This is a genomic window from Pseudomonas sp. F8002 (assembly GCF_013385495.1).
GTDB lineage: Bacteria > Pseudomonadota > Gammaproteobacteria > Pseudomonadales > Pseudomonadaceae > Aquipseudomonas.
In genome coordinates, this window is record NZ_JACAPW010000025.1 from 85765 (window position 1) to 103185 (window position 17421).

General features: G+C 58.3%; 17 protein-coding genes. 1 reads left to right on the forward strand and 16 read right to left on the reverse strand.

The window, feature by feature from the left end; translation table 11 throughout:
* Positions 1 to 43: 43 nt before the first annotated feature.
* Together HX811_RS32035 and HX811_RS19500 are read right to left on the reverse strand one after the other, a co-directional pair.
* Entirely contained in the window at positions 44 to 3202 is a 3159-nt protein-coding gene (locus tag HX811_RS32035; protein ID WP_256344446.1) for a hypothetical protein, read from the reverse strand.
* Entirely contained in the window at positions 3202 to 4791 is a 1590-nt protein-coding gene (locus tag HX811_RS19500) for a hypothetical protein (RefSeq protein ID WP_177046947.1), read from the reverse strand. Before HX811_RS19500 ends, HX811_RS32035 begins: the two co-directional genes overlap by 1 nt.
* Positions 4792 to 4909: 118 nt before the next feature.
* On the opposite strand from HX811_RS19500, the gene HX811_RS19505 reads away from it, so the two are divergent.
* The gene (locus HX811_RS19505; RefSeq protein WP_177046949.1) at positions 4910 to 5323 is read left to right on the forward strand and encodes a hypothetical protein; all 414 of its coding nucleotides are present in this window, start codon (positions 4910 to 4912) and stop codon (positions 5321 to 5323) included.
* Here HX811_RS19505 and HX811_RS19510 read toward each other — a convergent pair.
* The 14 genes from HX811_RS19510 to HX811_RS19575 form a co-directional block, all read right to left on the reverse strand.
* Positions 5316 to 5564, reverse strand: a complete 249-nt coding sequence (locus tag HX811_RS19510; RefSeq protein ID WP_177046951.1) for a bacteriocin — start codon at positions 5562 to 5564, stop codon at positions 5316 to 5318. The genes HX811_RS19505 and HX811_RS19510 overlap by 8 nt on opposite strands.
* Before the next feature lie 4 nt (positions 5565 to 5568).
* Positions 5569 to 5985: a hypothetical protein gene (locus tag HX811_RS19515; protein WP_177046953.1), complete on the reverse strand. Its 417-nt coding sequence runs from the start codon at positions 5983 to 5985 to the stop codon at positions 5569 to 5571.
* Entirely contained in the window at positions 5985 to 6674 is a 690-nt protein-coding gene (locus tag HX811_RS19520; RefSeq protein ID WP_177046955.1) for a hypothetical protein, read from the reverse strand. Before HX811_RS19520 ends, HX811_RS19515 begins: the two co-directional genes overlap by 1 nt.
* On the reverse strand, positions 6671 to 7135 hold the full coding sequence (locus HX811_RS19525) for a hypothetical protein (RefSeq protein ID WP_177046956.1): 465 nt from the start codon (positions 7133 to 7135) through the stop codon (positions 6671 to 6673). The genes HX811_RS19520 and HX811_RS19525 overlap by 4 nt, the downstream gene beginning before the upstream one ends.
* A gap of 10 nt (positions 7136 to 7145) precedes the next feature.
* On the reverse strand, positions 7146 to 8957 hold the full coding sequence (locus tag HX811_RS19530) for an SGNH/GDSL hydrolase family protein (RefSeq protein WP_177046957.1): 1812 nt from the start codon (positions 8955 to 8957) through the stop codon (positions 7146 to 7148).
* 18 nt (positions 8958 to 8975) lie between these two features.
* Positions 8976 to 9809 (reverse strand): hypothetical protein, encoded by an 834-nt coding sequence (locus HX811_RS19535; RefSeq protein ID WP_177046958.1) that lies wholly within the window; start codon positions 9807 to 9809, stop codon positions 8976 to 8978.
* Complete coding sequence (locus HX811_RS19540; protein ID WP_177046959.1) at positions 9806 to 10081, reverse strand: hypothetical protein; 276 nt, start codon at positions 10079 to 10081, stop codon at positions 9806 to 9808. Before HX811_RS19540 ends, HX811_RS19535 begins: the two co-directional genes overlap by 4 nt.
* Positions 10078 to 11841 (reverse strand): DUF1983 domain-containing protein, encoded by a 1764-nt coding sequence (locus HX811_RS19545; RefSeq protein WP_177046960.1) that lies wholly within the window; start codon positions 11839 to 11841, stop codon positions 10078 to 10080. Before HX811_RS19545 ends, HX811_RS19540 begins: the two co-directional genes overlap by 4 nt.
* Positions 11841 to 13457, reverse strand: a complete 1617-nt coding sequence (locus HX811_RS19550; protein WP_177046961.1) for a hypothetical protein — start codon at positions 13455 to 13457, stop codon at positions 11841 to 11843. The genes HX811_RS19545 and HX811_RS19550 overlap by 1 nt, the downstream gene beginning before the upstream one ends.
* Positions 13454 to 13999 (reverse strand): hypothetical protein, encoded by a 546-nt coding sequence (locus HX811_RS19555; RefSeq protein WP_177046963.1) that lies wholly within the window; start codon positions 13997 to 13999, stop codon positions 13454 to 13456. Before HX811_RS19555 ends, HX811_RS19550 begins: the two co-directional genes overlap by 4 nt.
* Positions 13996 to 14694, reverse strand: coding sequence for a DUF6682 family protein (locus HX811_RS19560; protein WP_177046964.1), 699 nt, complete (start codon positions 14692 to 14694; stop codon positions 13996 to 13998). Before HX811_RS19560 ends, HX811_RS19555 begins: the two co-directional genes overlap by 4 nt.
* 3 nt (positions 14695 to 14697) lie before the next feature.
* Positions 14698 to 15372: a hypothetical protein gene (locus HX811_RS19565; protein ID WP_177046965.1), complete on the reverse strand. Its 675-nt coding sequence runs from the start codon at positions 15370 to 15372 to the stop codon at positions 14698 to 14700.
* Positions 15373 to 15435: 63 nt separating this feature from the next.
* A complete protein-coding gene (locus tag HX811_RS19570) occupies positions 15436 to 16374 on the reverse strand; it encodes a hypothetical protein (RefSeq protein WP_177046966.1) in 939 nt (312 codons plus the stop codon).
* Between the two features lie 47 nt (positions 16375 to 16421).
* Positions 16422 to 17363, reverse strand: coding sequence for a hypothetical protein (locus tag HX811_RS19575; RefSeq protein ID WP_177046967.1), 942 nt, complete (start codon positions 17361 to 17363; stop codon positions 16422 to 16424).
* Between the last annotated feature and the right edge of the window lie 58 nt (positions 17364 to 17421).

Genomic DNA, 17421 nt, shown 5'->3' on the forward strand with positions numbered 1-17421 from the left:
CAGGCAAGAGTGCCCCCCGAAACAGGCAGGCCACTCGGTTCAATCAACTGGCAAGCTTCTCCTTTTCCTGGGTCAGCGTGGCCAGCTCTTTGTCTTTCTGCGCCGAACTCTTGCCGCTGAGGCGCACGGCCGCCATTTTGGCGTTTATCGCCTGGGTCGATGACTTCGCGCCAGTAGAGGCCAGCGGCTTGGCGGTTTCTCCTGACTTCAGCCAGGCCTTAAATTCTGGCATTTTCATCTCGGTTACATCGCCTACGTTCCAGCCTTTGTCAAAGTTCGACTTGTAGGCCCTCACGGCAGCAGCCTGGTTTGTGTAGCCAATCATGACCTTGTGCTCGTCAAACTTCCCAGAGGCCTGGTCCTTCTGGTCCACCACGAACACGCGCTGGCTGTATGGCTCAGGCCCCACATACACATCGACCTGGTCACCGTCGGCACCTGTGGTTCTTTTAATGTAACCGTAGTGATCTGACATTGAATGCGACCACTCATTGCCGTCCTTGTCGACGCCTTTGCGCTCCGAACCGCGGGGGTTCTCGATCGCAATATTCAGCCCTTGCAGGTTGATATGGCCTTTCCGGTAGTTACCCGCCTCTTTCTGGGCGGTGCTGGGTTCCGGGAGATCATTGTCGGGAGAGGTTGCTGCGTCACGCGCAGCAATATCCAAGGCTTCCGCCGGCGGCAAACTCGCGCGATCGGATTTAGAAGAAGGCAGCAGATCAGTCGGCTGTGTATCTTCCTTGTCACCATACTGGTCCGCCTGGTCCTCATGAAGCTTCTGGGCGTAGTCGTCGGCGCTTTGTACATCCTTGAAGACCCCCAGGTGCTTACCGGTTCGCTCATACGCCCTGATCGCCTCACCATCAGACATGATCCTGCCGTCATCGCTGACGGTCGGAATTAGAACCTCCTTACCGTCAACTCCGATCGACATAGAGCGCACAGTGCTAATAGAGCCATCCGCATCGCGCACCGTTGGCCTAGTGTTCAAGTCGATGTTGCCGGCGGTGATCAGGCCACCTGTGCCAGATCCGGGCAAGCCAGTATCGTCAGCCTGCCGTTCTTGCTCTTGCGCCTGTAAGCCCTGATTGGGCAGCACTTCAGTTCCTCCTGACGGCTCCGGCTTCGGATCGGCAGATTGCAATGCTGGCAGCACGGGCTGCACGTCGGCGGCAGGCCTTTGCACAGGCTCAGTCGCCTCGGAGTTGTCCTCGTCACCTCCGCCGGCTTGTAAGGCCTGGATGTAAGGAGAAAACCTCGCGGCCAGAGCCCGGGCGGATGCAGCGGACGCCCCAGTATTTGGGTTCTCTGCGAGACGAATCAGTGCGTTTCGCACTGGCGCGCTCTCGTAAAGTCGTGCAAACCCACCGATCGAACCAGCGATAGGGATCGCCTTGAGACCGGCAGCGGACGCAGCGGCAAAACCTCCGATGCTGTAGTTTTGCTGCCCTGTATTGGTCATGACGCCAGCCTGGCCCGCACGCCGAGTCGCATCTAAAACCTGCCGCAACCCTTCAAGCTGCCGACGGTCAGCATCCCTGAAAAAGATGTTGGCCTGAGCCGGCATCTTGTTCATGTTATTGATGAATCGATCGGGAGACAGTCCGTCAGCGCCCTGCGAGTTTCTGAGAAGTCTCTGGATAATGGTTGCCCGCGCTGCCTGCCGGCCTTCCGTGTCGAGGCTCTGGAAAAGGTTCCTAACCTCGCTTGGCTTGCGACTGAACAACAAGCTCTCGGCCAGTTCCGGGGTGACATCTCCGCGATCAAGCACAGACTTCATGCGGGACTTGCTGACTTTCCCGGCCTCCTCGCCATAAATCGCATTTGCCTGGCGAAGCTTGAGCACGTCTTGCGCAGGTAGGTTCGCCCGCGCAACATCATTCATATCGTCGTATAACGACGATTGCAATCGTGTCAGCAATGCCTTAGCCCTTGTCGGCAACTGGCTTCTCGCGGCGCCGTCGAAGGACTTAACGATGTCTCGCAACGCTGTGCGGTTCTCCCGGAGTGAGGAGTATGTTTGCGGTGCCGCGTTCAGCGTTTGCATGAACTGCTGGATTTCGCTCGCCGCCTCCGGGCTTCCTACAATCCCCGGCCGGTTTAGCTCGGCAAGAGCGTCATCCGCGGCTTGGGTCGTTCTGGCATACGGCACAACTCCTACCTTATCCAGCTCAGCCTCGTACCTGCCAATCCTGTTACCAGCACCTTTACGGCGGCGTCCCACCCTTGCCTGAAGGCTTTCCATGATCTGATCAGCCTGGGGCGGCGGGTATTGATTATTGAGATCCTCAACCGCGGCTATCCGTGCCTCTCGCTGCGCTTGCCGGGCACCAGCCGTACCTGCGAATGGAATTCGCTCACCGGCTACCTGCGCGCTGCGCGACATGAATGTTTCAGGCGGAAATACATCGGAAGTCATCAATGGGATGTTGGTCTGCTCGGCAGCTCGAACAAGTTGAGCGTTTTCGCCCTGGGCAGGATTTCGCATTGCCCTGACTGCACGCTTGCCGGCGTCCACAACACCGCCCGCGGCACTCGCTACAAACGGGGTTGCCACGCCGAGCGCGCCAGCAATTGCAATATCACCGCCGTCAAAATTACCACCTGCATTTTCTTGCAGGCCCTCGAGCCCCGCCTGTGTAGCAGCAGAACCCGCCCCCAACACAACCGCTTGACGGGCGAGACCACCGCCAGCCAATGTTGCTACACGGCCTGCTGGGGTGAATGCAGCGCCAATGCCTACCGCTTGCGCGACATCAAGCCCAGTTAGACCTGGCTTGTTGATGACCGCTTGAACACCGGTCTTGTTGTTCGCCGCGATCAGGTTTCCCTTTTCATCCTGAGAAATACCGATGTAGGGAGAGCTGGAGCGCAGCATTTTTGCAATTTCGCCCGGATCGGTTGTGGTCGGCAGCGCTGCAAACAGCGCTGCCTGCTGTCCAGCTGGGATATCGAGCCCTTTGAACAGTCCAGAGTTCTGCAACTCCGGCAATTCTTTGGTGGCGCGCGTCTGACGTTCAGACCCCGTGAACATCTCCTTCACACCCTGGATAAAGCCGCGCTCCCGGGGCTCTTCCTTGTCTGCGAGCGGTGCAGCCTCCCAAGCCGGCCTTGTAGAGGCGGTTTCCGGTTTTGCGACATTGCCGGCACCCGTTGCGCCGGCACCCGCGTCATAGAGCGGGGCATCTTCCCAAGCGGCCATTATGGTTTCACCCTTTGTTTTCCATTCGGATCGATGAACACCGTGCCAGACGGCAAGCGGTTGTAGTCATCGTCAGTCGCGATGCTCGGCGCAGCGGCACTCTGCTGCCGGGCCGGCGCAGTTGCCTGCGGCAATTGCAAGCCCCGCTGCTGAGCCGAACCCGCCTGCGGAATTACGGTACCGATGTCCAAGGGTTCAGCGCGGGCGTTTTGGCGGCGCTGCTGGATCATGTTCGTCTTGAGCTGAATAGCCTTTTCGTTCAGGGACGATATCTCGTCAAGGCGCTGCTGGACCAGTTTCGGATCGTTGAGGTTTGTAACCAGCTCGTTCCAGGCACGCTGGGCATCCCCATCGGTTTGCACGCCCGCATTCAGACGCAAGCTGTCATTTCGCAGTCGCTCGAGAGTTGCGTTCAGCGAGCCATAGTTGCGCGACTCCTCGGTGCTGGTACCGGTCGAGTTGCGCACTTCGGATACCCTGTTGGCAATCGGGCCAAGATTGAGCTTCCCGTCAGAGATCTGCTTGCTGATGCGGCTGAGTGACTGGTTCATCGTTTGAGCGTTGGCGATGGCGTCTAGATCGCCGTCCTCGGCTTTCTGGATTGGAGCGGCCAGTGGTTTACTTGATGCATCCACAGGCGCCAAACCCATCTGCTGGCCGTACCGCAAAGCCGCATGACGGTTTTCAGGAGTATTGAAAGCACCGTTGAGGAGCTTGTAACCAGACACGCGATCGACCAGTTTTTCGATCGGGACCTCCAACACATCCTCATCACCGTCGGTTGTGGTCCCGCGATTCTTGGTCATCGGTGCATTGTATTTCTGGCCATCCTCACCAGTTACTTCAAGCTCGAAAACAACAGTGCCCTTGGTTTGCCCAGGAAGCACCTGCACGATTTTCTTTTGGCCACCACCACCCTTCTGGATATCCGGGCCGAACACACGATTGACCGCGTCCAGGGCCTCCGGCGCATTTGAGTTCAGGTCGCCCGCAAATACACGCCCAGCGGTATCAACGTCACTTTTCATTTGTGGAGAAAGGACGTGTCGGGGGTCCATCCACGGGTTGCGCTTGAACACTTGCAGGTCGCTTTCGTCGAGGTCACCACCCGCCGCGATCTTCGCGTACGCGGACTTTGCGATTAAGGCGTCCTGTTTCTGCTGTTGCGCTTTGTCTTGCTGGTCGATTCGCCGGCTGAACTGCTGTTGTTGCATGTCGAAGCGCTGATCTTCCCGCTGCATGCGTGCTGCTGCTTGCTGCTGACCCGCCGCCTGGAGACCATAGGACGCCTGAAACTGCCGATCTTGGCGTGAAGCGTTATCGGCATCACGCTGCCGAAGGTATTGGCGCTGGTCCTGTGTGTCAGCATAATTTCGTTGATCCGTCTCCCGACGGTATGCGAGATCATCCTTTCGCAGCCCCATCTCCTGCTGCTGGATTTCTCGGCCATATTGCCGATCCTCGGCGTGTTGGGCGAGCTGGGCGCGCTGAATTTCTTTCTGATCCTTCTGCGCGAGCAGGTTGGTCACCAGGCCAAAGCCTTGGGCGAAACCATCCATTCCGCCACGGGTATCTAATCCGCCTGCCATTTGTTGTCTCCCGACAATAATTTCTGAGGTGCCGCGTAGATAATTCGTCTGTGCGGAAATAATTGCATAAGCTGCATGAGTTCAGGCCAAAAAGATGGCCCAAAAGGGGAACACCTTCATGAAATGGATGCATGCTTTGTTGGGGGCTACGGCCCTCATCTCCTGCCAGGCTTTTGCCGACAGTTGCTGGATTATCACGGACCTGAAGGGGAAAGCAGCCTTCGCCAGCGACAACTACTCAGTGACCGATGACAAGATCGGCAACACCGTGTTTTGGTTGAACATCAGCGAGCACAGCCCCTCGATCGCCGTGAACGGCGCCAAGGCTTCTTACGCAGGCGGCGAACTGATGAAAATCAACGAAAGCACGCTCCTTTATGCGTACCCGAACGACCAAGCGGTAATTGAAACTTGGTCGATCGACGCCAACGCTGGCAAGGCGTACATGACGCAAGCAAGGTCCGGTGCTGGATCGCGAAATAAGGCATCTTTTTACATCGGGAATGCAAAGACTGGCTGTGCAGCTACATAAATGAGCCGGCGATGTACCCTACGCCCGCGCCGATCGCAGTGCCAATTGGGCCAAACGCAGACCCCACCATTGCACCGGTGGTTGCCATGCCTACTTGGCTAGATTGCTTGTTAGCCTTCGCCTGCTGATTCATCTGGTCCTCGGCCAGCTTTGCCTGTTGCTGCTGTTGTGACAGCTGGGAGAGGCCTTGCATCGCCTCACCCTGCATTTCTTGCTTCAGTCCAACCAATCCGTATGCCATAGCCTTACCCTCCCTGCTTCAGGCCGCTGAGGCCCATGCCGCCAGCCATGATTTGCTCCTGCAGGTCACGCGCGGAGATTCGCGCGTTATTGCTCGCATCCACTGAAGCCGAGGCTCGACCAAGCTGCATTTTCCGGTCTTGCGCGGCCTGTTGGGTAGGTGACAGGACGAGGCCCATCCCCTGCTGCTGTAGCTGGAGCCCTTGATTCGCGCTATCGAAAGATTTGTTCACCGACTCGGTGGCGGTCGCTGCTTGTTCGCCGGCAAAAGAATCGCTGGTTGCGATGTTCGCCAGCTTGTCGACGTATGGCTGAAAGCGCGCCTTCCAGTCGTCCCATTGAGCTCGGCTGAGCTGCCCAAGAACATTGGAGGCTCCTTGTTTGCCGGCAAACGCGGCGCTCGGATCAACGTAGTAGGTCATTATGCGTAGCCCGCGAAGTTGGCACCGCCTGCGACATTGTCATAAAGCTTGCCGCTGGTACCTGATGGATTGAGAACGGTGGAATTGGCCGCGGTTGTCCTTGCTGGAGCCATATTGTTGAGACCGTAGGAGACTCCACCTGCGACAGCACCAAGCGCCGTGCCAGCGAGTTGTAGGTTCGCTGACTTACGGTTGAAGTTGGTGAAGGCCGCCCCTTGGGCATCCTGAGCCGCCTGGCTTGCAACGGTGTTCAGGCCGGCCTGTGCCTGGGATGATTGTCCCTGACCAATTGCTGCGACATTGCTGAGCCCGGCGATTTTTTGGCTTTTTTGTTCAAACTGCGCGCGCGCCATAGTGTCGCCGCCGGCCGTCCCTACACTTGTTGCCAGATCGCCCTGGGCAGAGGTGAAGCGACCACTATTCGGATTCAGCCCATATTGCTGGGTGACACCCTGGTTCAGTTGCTCCATTCCGGAGCTGAGCGCCTTTTGCGTCCCGGCGTTGGTCTTGCCGCGGACGTACGCCATGCTCCCTTCGGAATCCATGTCGTCAACACGCTTCATGTACGCATTTTCAACCGGAGCCAGGCGCTCCTGGGCATAGTTCCACTTTTCAGCCGCCACTTGCGCGGCATACTTTTGCTCCGGCGTATCCTGGATTGAGTTATCGGTCTTGCTTCCGCCGCTCATAATTCGCCTCGCTTGATCAGGTCTTGGTTGTAGGCAGAAAAGGTCTCATCGTGAAAGTGTCGGCGAATGCTGGCAGATACTTCTGCCATCCAGGCGGTACCTCCAATCAGGTACGCACACTGCACCACCAGGCCGGTAAGCTGGTCCCTGAGGACAAAAGCCAGGCTGCGTCCATGATGGTCGCCGTCCAACTCAAGCGTGACACTGTCGCGCCAATCTTGAAGCGCAGCCGCCATCAACGGGCGAACAAAATTCTCAAAATGGCGGTAAAACGGGTTGATCGGCAGCTCGATAAGTGCCAGCCAGAAGGCATGGTAAATGTCGTTCGTGGTGAGAGCTTTGTCACCGTCGACGATGTCGTCGAGCGTCTGCGATATCGCGAAAAGCGTTTCGCAAAACGTAATGGCGTTAGGGTCACCCTTAAGAACCCGGGCAAGTAGCTGCTCTTGTGTTTCACTCATCGATTAGCCCTCACGCGAAAATACGGGTCAGATCGGCCTGGCGCAGTTTTATCGTTGCGTCTTGGCCGGTGCCGGTTTTGAAAATGATGGAAAGCCTGAATTTCAGGCTTGTGGGCGCCTGGGCCAGCGCCAAAATCTGGGTCACCAGGGTTCCGGCAATGTTGCCGATTGGCATCGCGTTATTGAGCTCCTGGTTCTGCCCGATCTGAGCAATGGTCGTACCGCTTGCGCTCACCGCCACGACTTGCAGGGCAACCTGCAGCACGCTGGTGTTGACGCTTGAGAACTCCCAGCCGGCAATAGCGCGCAAGCGCTGGCCAACAGCAACTTTGGAGACGTCCACAGACTGCTCGAGGGTAAGCGTCGGGGTTGCTGCGCTTGGCATGCCAGTAATACGCAAAACCTGCTTTTCCCCGATGTCTGCTGCCTCTTTCGACGCCGTCACAGCCAAACCATTGAGGTTTGTGCCCTGCAAGGTGCAGGACGTCGCCAATTGGCCCGTAGCGTTGCTCCCTGCGCCCAGCGTGCCGTTGGTGCCGGTCAGCAGCGCGTTGGGGATCAGGCTGCCCCCGGGCACCACTGCAGCGTCGTAAAGCACGCTCGATGTTGGAAGGATCGCCGGAAAGGTGAACAGCCGCTTCAACGCTTCACCCACCTTACGGCCGATGATTCGAGCGCCCATTGGTGTCGGGTGCAGGCCGTCTCCCGTCATACCCTCTTTGGGCCAGTAGCTCGTGCCAGACGCAGGATCGACCATCTCATCCCACGGGTTAACTACGATGACACCCAAGCTCGGTGCAACGTTCAAGTACCAGTTGTGCACCGCGAAGTGGTTCGCCGTCTGCTGAATAGGTAGTCCAACGTTTGCCCCGATCACTGGGGTTTCCGCAATGGCAATAACCACCTTTCCACGCTTGATTAGCGCGGCATACAGGTACTCCAGATTGCGGATCGTCTGCTCCAGGCTCATCCCGTTCAGTCGGTCGTTGCCCGTACCGAAGTGCACCATTACGTCGAAGGCGTTGCTGTTGGCAATCACATCAGCTTGCAGGCGGGCCACCATTTGAGAAGTGGTGTTGCCGTCGATCCCTTTGTTGAGGGTCAGCGGAAAAGCGGCAAGGCCACCCGTTTCGGAGACAGCCCAGTCAGCGAAGCCCACGTTGCCCTTGGTGCACTGAAAGGCGCGGCTATCGCCCAGCACCAGCACATCGGTCAGCAACGGCCGGTAAAGCATCGCCTGGGCCTTTTGCACCGCACTATCAGCCTTGGAACCTTGCTCAGCCGTGGCGGCGCCGATATCTCCAGCAGTTACCGTCAGCTTACCTTCGGGATTGGGCAGCACATCGTTCAGCTGCTTGACTGTGCCCGAGCCGCCACCACCGCCACCCTGTCCAGCGATTGCCGCCAGCTTGGCTGGACACTCGGCAAGCGTAACTGTCCCATAGCGGTCGGTGAGCGGGTATTTGCCGTCGTGGTTTGGCCCGCCGGCGGCGGTTCCGGTAGTCCAGTCGGCGAACTCAGCCAAATTGACCTGACGATCCTTCAGGAACTCCTCGATCTTTTCCAGCAGATCTCGGATGCCTTGGTTTGTGACAAAGCGAAGTAACACATATGGGACGTTCGTTATTTCCGCATTGGGTGAGGCGTCCAGCGTCACGCGGGTGTCGGTCTCCACAGTGACCAGCTCGAAGCACTGACCACTAGGCACCACCAAAACGTCGCCGCGCACGGCATTCGATAACCATGAAGTGCCGGCGCCGGTCGCAATTACTGCGCCCGCAGCAATAGAGACCGTTCCGGCGCGGTAGATATGGGTAGCCATAAGTTTTCCTGAGATGGATTACGCGGGACCGGGGCCGACCGGGAGGATGATCCCTTGATCGACTGGCCTTCTGGTTTCGATGAACAAAAACGGCATGTGAATCAGCGTTCCAGAGCGCCCTGTCAGGATGACTCGGGGAATGATCTCGCCGATGAGGCCGGGCACATAAAGTCGGCTGCCAGCCACTTCACCGTTGTAGCGCATGAAATAGCCGGTACCGATGGAGCTGACGAGCATCCACTCATTGCGAGCGCCGAACGTATCAGAGCCCTGCCAAAACTCGACGTATTGGTCTGGCTCTACCTGGTCCCTGCTGCTGTAGTTCCACACGCCACTGGAGCGTTTGTAGCTGACCGCGTTATTGCCCGAGTCAAACACGACTACAGAACCAGGCGCCCATACCCGAATCCCATGGGTTTCTCCGCTGATGTATCCACCGGATGCAATGACCATGAACTCGCACATATAAGCGCGCATAAGCGGATAAAGCTGAGCGTGGTTTTGAGGGTTTCCGGGCAAGTTAACGATGGTGAAGGCCACTATTACGCCCGTCCAAGCGCCAGGGGCGCCTTTGGGCGCGATGTACCCGATTACTGTCGCAACCTGAGAAGCAATGTTGCGTGGCCGTGCGAACACTAAAGGTGGTGTCGGGCTGGTTGAAACCCCGAAAAAACTGTACTCAAAAAATATGGCTACAGGAGGAATGCCGTCCCGTTCTTTGTAAAGACGAACGTCTGTCCATCCGCCGTTATCAATATGTCCGGCACCATCGCCCACAGCTACAAAGATGGGGTTATTTTCATCGACCGAAAGGTTTCCCCAGTCGTTTTTCACCCTGAAACCGGTACTCATGACGAAATCCCTAAAATCAGAAAACACGACACAGGCGCAGCCGACCAGGTAAGCAAGTTGCCATTGACCACCACCAGCGGAACCGGCGAGAGGCCGACGTTTTCGGCGGGCATGAGGCTGATGTCCAACTTCAATCCGGCGTAGGGGGTCAGATCCAGGCTGCCGGCGGCGTTGCTCTGAGTTCTGACCGACTCCATTTTGCGAATAGTCCTCACCGAACTGTCGAAGGTGACCTGCTTGTTTTTGTCGCGGCATCGGATGATCGATGTCATAGCAGCAACTCCCCAATTTCAATTCGCAAGTCGCCGGCGGGGTCGTACCAGCGCTGATAGCTGTCGGTCATCACCATTCTGGTGCCGCCAAGGAGGCCGTTCATGAAAATCCCCGCCTGCGGATCAATCACGAACCTCGGCAGGCCACCGGCGCCGACCTGCGAGCTTTTGAGTTGCCCGTACACCTGCCCGAACCCGATAGTGATGTTGGCAACGTCGATTGCCTCAGCACGCAGCTGACCACCGACCGTTGTCACCGGTGTTACACCATCGTTTGCCGTGAGCTTGCCGATACTGATCGGTCCAATCTGGGCTTGCTGGATGGATGCCTCTTTCACCAGCAGCGTGTTGATGTAGACCTTCTCCCCATCGATGGTGAAGGGATTCACATAGTTCGGTCCGTGCACGCCTGGCGTTGCAATCCAGAAGCGGTTGGCCAGGATTGCAAAGTCGGCAACCGTGCCGTCGTTGTACGCACCGAAACCACTGATCAGCCCGTTTACGTCGAGCCTCAGCGTGTATTGAGCGGAAAGCCCCTCAAGCGCCGTGGTGTGCGTACTCAGCGTTTGCTGGATGGCCGCAGATTGCTCATTCACGCTACTTTGCAGTGAGGTGATCGAATTCGCCGTCGCCTCAAACTCATTGGCGATGGTCTGCTGGTCACTGAGGTACTGGGCCGCGGTGTTATCCATCCGCGATACCAGTCCTTCCAGATTTCTGGCCTGGGCCTCGATCGCGCTGGCAAAGGTTTCGCTGTACTGAGTCAGCACAGCCTCAGCGCCCTCAAGGCGCGAGGACATGCTGCTCAGCGCCTCAGTGGCGGCCTCTTGCAGATTAATCCGCGCGGTACGCTCAGAGACGATGTCTGCGGAGTTCTCGCCGATGCTGGCTTGCATCAGGTCAATCTGGTGCGCGATAGCCTGCTGGTCGGAGGTAATCACCTCCTGCAGTTGAGTGATAGCGGCAGTGATGTCTTTTCCAGTCTGCACCCGCAGATCTGATACCTGGCGCCGGATCTGCACGTTCTCATCATCGCGCAGATAGCGCTCGGCCGAAGTCATCAATTTCGCGGACTGGGCGGCTGCACCAAGCATCGCTATCGTCTGGTCCAATCCTTCGAGGTCGATGGCCTTGGCCAGTGCCTTCGCCAGCTCGCTCTGACTCGTCTCCTTTGTTATCAGCTCCAGCAGGTAGTCGATATCAAGCATAGACTCAACGTAAGTGCCGTCAGGGCTGTTAGGCGGCCCCTCTACGTTTGAAGTCGAAACCCAGGTGATCCAGTAGTAATAGCTGATGCCTTTCTTCGGGTCATCAGGATCTACCGCATCACCGCGAATCGGATCGCTGTAAATCATGCCGGTGGCACGACTGATCAGCGTGGCCTGGCCGAAGTTGTCGGTTTCGCTGCGGTAGATGTTGGTCAGCGAGTGGTTGCGGTAGAGCTTGTAGGGGTTTTCCCAGGTCAGCGTGTTCATGCCGAAGACGCCGACCGCTTGAAACCCGACAGGGGCCGGCGGTACTGCGCGATCTGGAATGCCAGGCGTTGGAACCAAACCACCGGTACCACCTGGCTTCCAGCCTGGTCGGAGCGTGAACGCCCCGCTTTCCAGCAGATCCCGGAAGGTCAGCTTCTTGTCGAGGCCGTTCCCGCGATTCCCCTCGCCCGTTTCGATGATCTCGGTGAGAGCACTGAAAAACGGGCGCAACTCCGCCGAAACCTTGCTGCTTGGTGCAGGAAGGCTTGAGCGTTTGGTCGTCATTAGGTCAACTCAGAGGGCGTATTCGCGATTTGGATTGAGAAAACTTCGTTAGAGCCTGCCGCCTCGACCTGCCACTCACGCGCCTCCGCGTACCCAGCAGGCAGCCGAAACATTCCGCCAGCTTCAATTGGCATATCAAGCACCAGCGCTTTGTCCGCAAACACCCGAAATTGAACTGGGTAAGCGTCGGCAATCACCTTTCCGCAGTTGAAGTTTGCAGCTCCAGGTGGAAACTCGAAGATCTTCGACCTCCATCGATACTGCATCGGCGGCCCGCCGCGCCACTTGGAAATGCTGCTGCCTTGGATGAGGTACAGCGACGATGCAGCAATGTCGTAGTAGGAATTGGCGGCGGCCGCATCGATGAACTCAATGCCTTCTCCCGGAGCCAGGGCGAAACAACCGCCACTGTAGAAGGCCAGGTATCGCCCCTCATACCGGCAGGCGTGGATTGAGGATGGATTGAGCGCCTGCCATTGCTCAGGTGTTAGAACTCCGTCAGTGATCAGCTGGGGCTCGCCTCCAGATACCGCCACCAGCCCCTCCGTTGAGGCATAGACGACATACTCCCCCATATCCACCACTGATCCCCTGGAGATGCATACGCGGTCGGCATCAGGGTCTGAGGCCGTCATTGCGGCCGGCGTAGTCCCAGTAACGAGCCGAGGCCGCCCAGTGGTGGCCACCACCAACCCGGCAGTGGTCACACCAATTCCCACGATCTTGTCGGGAAACGATATCTGGTAGTCGACGGGCCAGGCGTGAGGATAGTACGGCTCGCAAAAACACAGCGTATTGTCAAAAAAACCGGCGAAGATGCCGTTCGGCATTTCCACCAAACCTACCATCGTGGCGTCTGGCATATCCCAAGTGAGCGACGGGCACGCGATGCCAAGTTCGTCACTGTTGATATCGTCCACCCAACTATTTTGGGCCACGGGAAAGTCAGCGAGATATAGGAACTCGCCACCACTTTCTGACCGGTAGAGGCGCTTCGTGACGATGTTGTAAGGGCCTGCCGGAGCCGCCGGCAACTGAACGTTGACCTTGCCAGGCAACTGACCTTCGGCGCCATCCCAGCGCGTGATGATGTTCGATGCTGAACTGGGAGGCCCTTCCTCGCCGTACGCCGTGACATAGGTAACGATGTACGTTGCATTGACCACTGTGGCCGGGGCAGTACCGCTGTCGCCGGCCTCGGTCACCAGCGGCGCGCCGTCTGGGGCTGGAACTCCAAGGCGGTAAAAGCCTGACGGGTAAGGTCCAGCCCCCTGAGTTGCGACACCAATCGGTGCCATTTTTGGAAATGAGTCGCCAGTCCAATAAACCCGCGACCAAGCATCCTTCGCCAGCGGGCTTTTGGCTGCATTGACCTGCTGGCCAGCGCCCCAGGCAAACCAGAACCCGGCGCCATTGTTACCGAATGGGTACCGGTAGATAGATGACGGATTGATCACACCGCCAATTCCAAGCACGGGCAGCGGCGCATTTTCAGCCCGCAGTGAACCCTTGCGCAGATTTACGTTGCGGGCCGCCTGGGCGTTGGTCGGCTGCAAAAGACGCGGAGTCAGTGCTGGCAACTCGCCCTTGAAAGACGTGATCGCAATCGATGTCATGGGAACCTCGGTGTTTTCATCCTTGTGCTGCCGTACTGGTGACCGGCCAGCGCCTCAGATCGGGCATTGGTGCAGAGGGCATAGAACGCCGCCTGGTCCATCAAGGCGCGCTGCATGTCGGACCACGGCTTCTCGGGCATCTTGCGTAGCCAGTACTGGGTGCCGAGCGTCAGCGCCTCGCAATAACGATCCAGCAGCCAGTCCGGGGGCACAGCTACGGAGGAACCAAACGTGGGTCGCACAACCACATCAGCGGTCAGCCCCGGAGTGCCGCCGGTGACAATGACCGTGTCCGGCGAAGGCTGGAACACCTGGCAATATGCAGGCCGACCATCCTGATACAGCGCCTGGATGCGGATAGGCTCCAGGCCTGGCCCGGCGGTGATCTGCTGCTCACCATCGGACAGCTGGATTCTGACCTTCCAGGCCGGCACCTCCGTACACAGCTCGCGCAACGCCCAGGCCACACCATCGCGGATGGAGGCGATTACCACCCCCGGCAAGTTCGGCAGGATCTGGTCGACCAGCTGGCTCACGTTCATTGCTGCGGTACCTGTTGCTGAGATGTGGCGGCGACCGGCAGAGGGCCAAGCATGCGATCCGTCTGCACCTTCATGCCCAGGGCAGTCTGGAACATCTGAAAGTGCATCGTTGCGCGGTTGAGGTTTGCCGCGTGTTCGGCGTCTTTCGCGTAGGCCCTGGAGAGGATGTAATCCACCAACACCGGCGCAAACGAATCGTCCAGGCGAATTTTCTCAGCGGCTGAATCGGTCGCCATTGCCTGGGTGTGCGGGTCTGGCACCGACGAGTAAATGATCTCCAGCTTGCTGGTGGCCATCGCCGGCGGGTAGACGTAGAACTGTCTCGGCGCCGCCTCATCGAAGATGTACTGCTCAATCTCCTCAACCTGCTGCTCGGCGTGCCACCGCCGCCTGGTTGAGTCGATGGCACCCCGGGTCGTGAGAATCACGCTCAGCCCACCGCCCGCGGGGGTGATGTTTCGCACCACCTCCAGCAGGCGCAGACCGCCCTCGGGAATGGATTGCCTGGTGCCCGGGGAACAAGTAATTTCGGCCGTGACAGAACTTGCGTTGGGCTTGATGTTGCAGATCGCCGCATACGCTTCGTTCAGCCAGTCCAGCAGCTCGGTGTTTGCCCACCGGGTGCCGTTGGAAGTGACTTCCTGCAGGATCTTTTTGGCTCGGGTCAGGATGTTGCCTACAGTCGTCACGGCCACGGTTTACACCTCTTGCATGTAGGAAAGTTTCGCCAGCTCGGTGGTCCATACGAACTCACAGCCGGTTCTGGTGTTGCGCAGCAGGCGATTGCCGGTGACGGGCACCGAACGCTCCTGCTCATCGTCAACGTCTTCGAGGTCCGGCGCATGAGCTTCGGGCTGGGCTTTCGGTGGATCGCCTGCCACCAACTTCATGTTGATGCCGGGGATGCTCATCTCATCGACAAGTGCCTGCGGGATGTACACCTGGCCGTCTTCGCCGTTCACGGAGATAGGCCCAACGTGACGCCCTGGGCCTGGGTTGGCAGCGACCTGCACGGTTTCGAGAGCAGCACTTTGACGGTCAGTGCTTTCCTCGGCGCGCTGGTCGGTACCCAGGCCCTGATCGGCGCCTTCAGGTGCTACGTGCGCATCCGAGTCAGTACCGGCACCAGGATCGCCGGTGGTCTTCGGGTCAGCGAGGCCGGCAGTGCCGGCGTTACCCGGCTCCGGATCAGGGTTCGGCACTTCTTCGTCGTCTGCCTCATCGGCCAGAGCCTTCTCAAACCCTTCGAGCAACTCGGCGCGGAGCGTGTCCTCGCTTTTGCGGTTGTCTGCCTTAACCCCCAGATCGGACAACATCTCGATCAAGCCCGGTTTGTCGGCGGTTTTTGCCTTTTCAATCAATTCGCGAATCATGTTTTTCTCCGAGAAATGCAAAAAGCGGCCGGAGGGCCGCTTATGGGTTGGAGATATGGGTGATCAGCGGCTGCAGTACAGGTTGCCGATCGCTTTCGGGTCGATGACGCCGGAACCGAACACGTTCAAACCACGAACGAGTTTGCCGAAGTCGTTAGGGTTCGGCAGGGTTTCCATCTGGGTCATCTGACTGGCGAAGGTGAGACCCTTCTTGTGGCCAAACATGACGTTGCTGGCCTTTTTGGCTGCCGCGACGTCATCCACTGCCGTCGTGTTGTTGCTGATGAACACGGTGAAGCGGTCGAGCATGCCGACCTTGCCGTTACGGAAGACCGAGGTTGCATCGCCCATGATGCTGGCATCGCGCAAATCGGACTTTTTCAGCATGCCGTTCATCCAAGCCGGAAGAACCACCCAGCGGCCTTGCTCGGGTACGTTTTGCTCGTCGAGAACGGTGCCGCAGTCCACCAACACATCCAGGATGTTGTCTTTGGTGATCTGCACGGGCGCGCCGGCTTTGCCCAGGTTGATGCCACCCGACTTGGCGCCGGCATTGTCGCCACGGTTTGCCGCAGCGGCGTCGGCGTAGTGACGGTTGAGCAGCTGAGTGTCGATAGCGATCTTCATCTGTTCGCCACCGTCGGTGCTGAACTCGTCCATGAGTTTGATATCAGCCTGGTATGCATCAACGTCGTTCACCTCGAACGCGAAGTACTTGCCCTGGTCGATTTGCAGTTGGACCTTGTCGCTGACCGGCTTCTCGTAGGTGACGCCACCGCCGATAATGTAGTCCTTGATGACAATCGACGGCACAGTGCGGATGTTGATGGTGTCGCCCTGATTTTTGATTTCGCCTTCGTAGTCGGTGTTGGCGATTTCACCGAATACGGTTGCGGCGTACAGCTTCTGTACCAACTTGCCCGACCAGAGCGCCGGGATGAAGCCCGATGCACTGGTGGAGCTGTAGTTTGGGTGCCCTACGGCGCGTGCTGGACCTGCCATGGTGTAGCTCCTATTTCTTGACGCCTCGCGGCGTTACAGAGCGCGTGCTATCGCGAAATGCGACCTTTTGCTACCGCGTCTGAGATGTCCTGTTCAATCGCAGTCGCTTCGGCTTTGGTGTACCGCTTGCCCAGCGCCACATCCTTATAGAACTCGTTGATTTCAGTATTGCTCCACCACTTGCCCTCCGCCGGAGGCGTGGGATCGGTGCGAGTGGAGCGTGGCTGAACGTTTTCCGGTGGAATGGTGCGATCTGGGTTCGGTGCTGCCGAAGCGGGCTGCGCGTCTTTGAAGGCCTGGAACAGCGCAGCGGCGCGAAATGCGTCGTTGGCGGTTTGGGCCTCGATCAGAAGTTGCTGCCGCTCTTTGCCGCTGAACGTGTCCATGTGGCTCAGCCATTCATGGAACGCGGGCAATCCGTTGATCTCAACAGCGTCGGGGATTCGCTGGAGCAACTGCCGGAAGAAATCCTCCCGGGCCTGCTCAGCTTTTTCCTGTTCGCTACGCTGGTTGTTCTGCTTCAACCCCTCGATTTCGGTTTTCAGCGTTTCCAGCTCCGCGGGATTAGCGGCAGATGCCTGCCCGCCAGCCACGCGCTGGATAATCGCGATGAGATCAGGCCCGTAGTCCTCGATCTCCTCGGGGGTCAGATCCGACACGGCGCGCTGCACGGCATTGCCTGCGGGTTGTTTCGCCTTTGCCATTTCTGCGGTCAGTCGGGATACCTCCTGTTGAAGCGCAGGTACCTCGGCGTTGTACTTCCCTTGCATGACCTTGAAGCGTTGCTCCCAGTAGTCAGCCCCATCGTTGCGGGCGGCGGGGGCCGGCTCCGGTTTGGCGGGTGCTTGTTGGTCTGAGATCACCGGCGCATCGGGATTTGCTGCCGGAGCCGCATCTGGTGCGGGGTTCTCGGCCGGCTTGTTCAGTGCTTCCTGAATCGCCGTTGCTTCATCGATCTGCGCCTGTACGTTGCGGGGTAGCGTGCTCATTGATCGTATTCTCCTTGGGTAGAGCCGGCAGGTCCGGGCTTCTGGGTGTGCTACTGGT

What these genes read in the sequence shown, in the direction of transcription:
- HX811_RS19520 (WP_177046955.1), bottom strand. Translation starts at nt 6,674, where the DNA reads ATGAGCGGCGGAAGCAAGACCGATAACTCAATCCAGGATACGCCGGAG.
- HX811_RS19565 (WP_177046965.1), bottom strand. Translation starts at nt 15,372, where the DNA reads ATGATTCGCGAATTGATTGAAAAGGCAAAAACCGCCGACAAACCGGGC.
- HX811_RS19550 (WP_177046961.1), bottom strand. Translation starts at nt 13,457, where the DNA reads ATGACATCGATTGCGATCACGTCTTTCAAGGGCGAGTTGCCAGCACTG.
- HX811_RS19530 (WP_177046957.1), bottom strand. Translation starts at nt 8,957, where the DNA reads ATGGCTACCCATATCTACCGCGCCGGAACGGTCTCTATTGCTGCGGGC.
- HX811_RS19505 (WP_177046949.1), top strand. Translation starts at nt 4,910, where the DNA reads ATGAAATGGATGCATGCTTTGTTGGGGGCTACGGCCCTCATCTCCTGC.
- HX811_RS19535 (WP_177046958.1), bottom strand. Translation starts at nt 9,809, where the DNA reads ATGAGTACCGGTTTCAGGGTGAAAAACGACTGGGGAAACCTTTCGGTC.
- HX811_RS19500 (WP_177046947.1), bottom strand. Translation starts at nt 4,791, where the DNA reads ATGGCAGGCGGATTAGATACCCGTGGCGGAATGGATGGTTTCGCCCAA.
- HX811_RS19510 (WP_177046951.1), bottom strand. Translation starts at nt 5,564, where the DNA reads ATGGCATACGGATTGGTTGGACTGAAGCAAGAAATGCAGGGTGAGGCG.
- HX811_RS32035 (WP_256344446.1), bottom strand. Translation starts at nt 3,202, where the DNA reads ATGGCCGCTTGGGAAGATGCCCCGCTCTATGACGCGGGTGCCGGCGCA.
- HX811_RS19575 (WP_177046967.1), bottom strand. Translation starts at nt 17,363, where the DNA reads ATGAGCACGCTACCCCGCAACGTACAGGCGCAGATCGATGAAGCAACG.
- HX811_RS19555 (WP_177046963.1), bottom strand. Translation starts at nt 13,999, where the DNA reads ATGAACGTGAGCCAGCTGGTCGACCAGATCCTGCCGAACTTGCCGGGG.
- HX811_RS19545 (WP_177046960.1), bottom strand. Translation starts at nt 11,841, where the DNA reads ATGACGACCAAACGCTCAAGCCTTCCTGCACCAAGCAGCAAGGTTTCG.
- HX811_RS19515 (WP_177046953.1), bottom strand. Translation starts at nt 5,985, where the DNA reads ATGACCTACTACGTTGATCCGAGCGCCGCGTTTGCCGGCAAACAAGGA.
- HX811_RS19540 (WP_177046959.1), bottom strand. Translation starts at nt 10,081, where the DNA reads ATGACATCGATCATCCGATGCCGCGACAAAAACAAGCAGGTCACCTTC.
- HX811_RS19525 (WP_177046956.1), bottom strand. Translation starts at nt 7,135, where the DNA reads ATGAGTGAAACACAAGAGCAGCTACTTGCCCGGGTTCTTAAGGGTGAC.
- HX811_RS19570 (WP_177046966.1), bottom strand. Translation starts at nt 16,374, where the DNA reads ATGGCAGGTCCAGCACGCGCCGTAGGGCACCCAAACTACAGCTCCACC.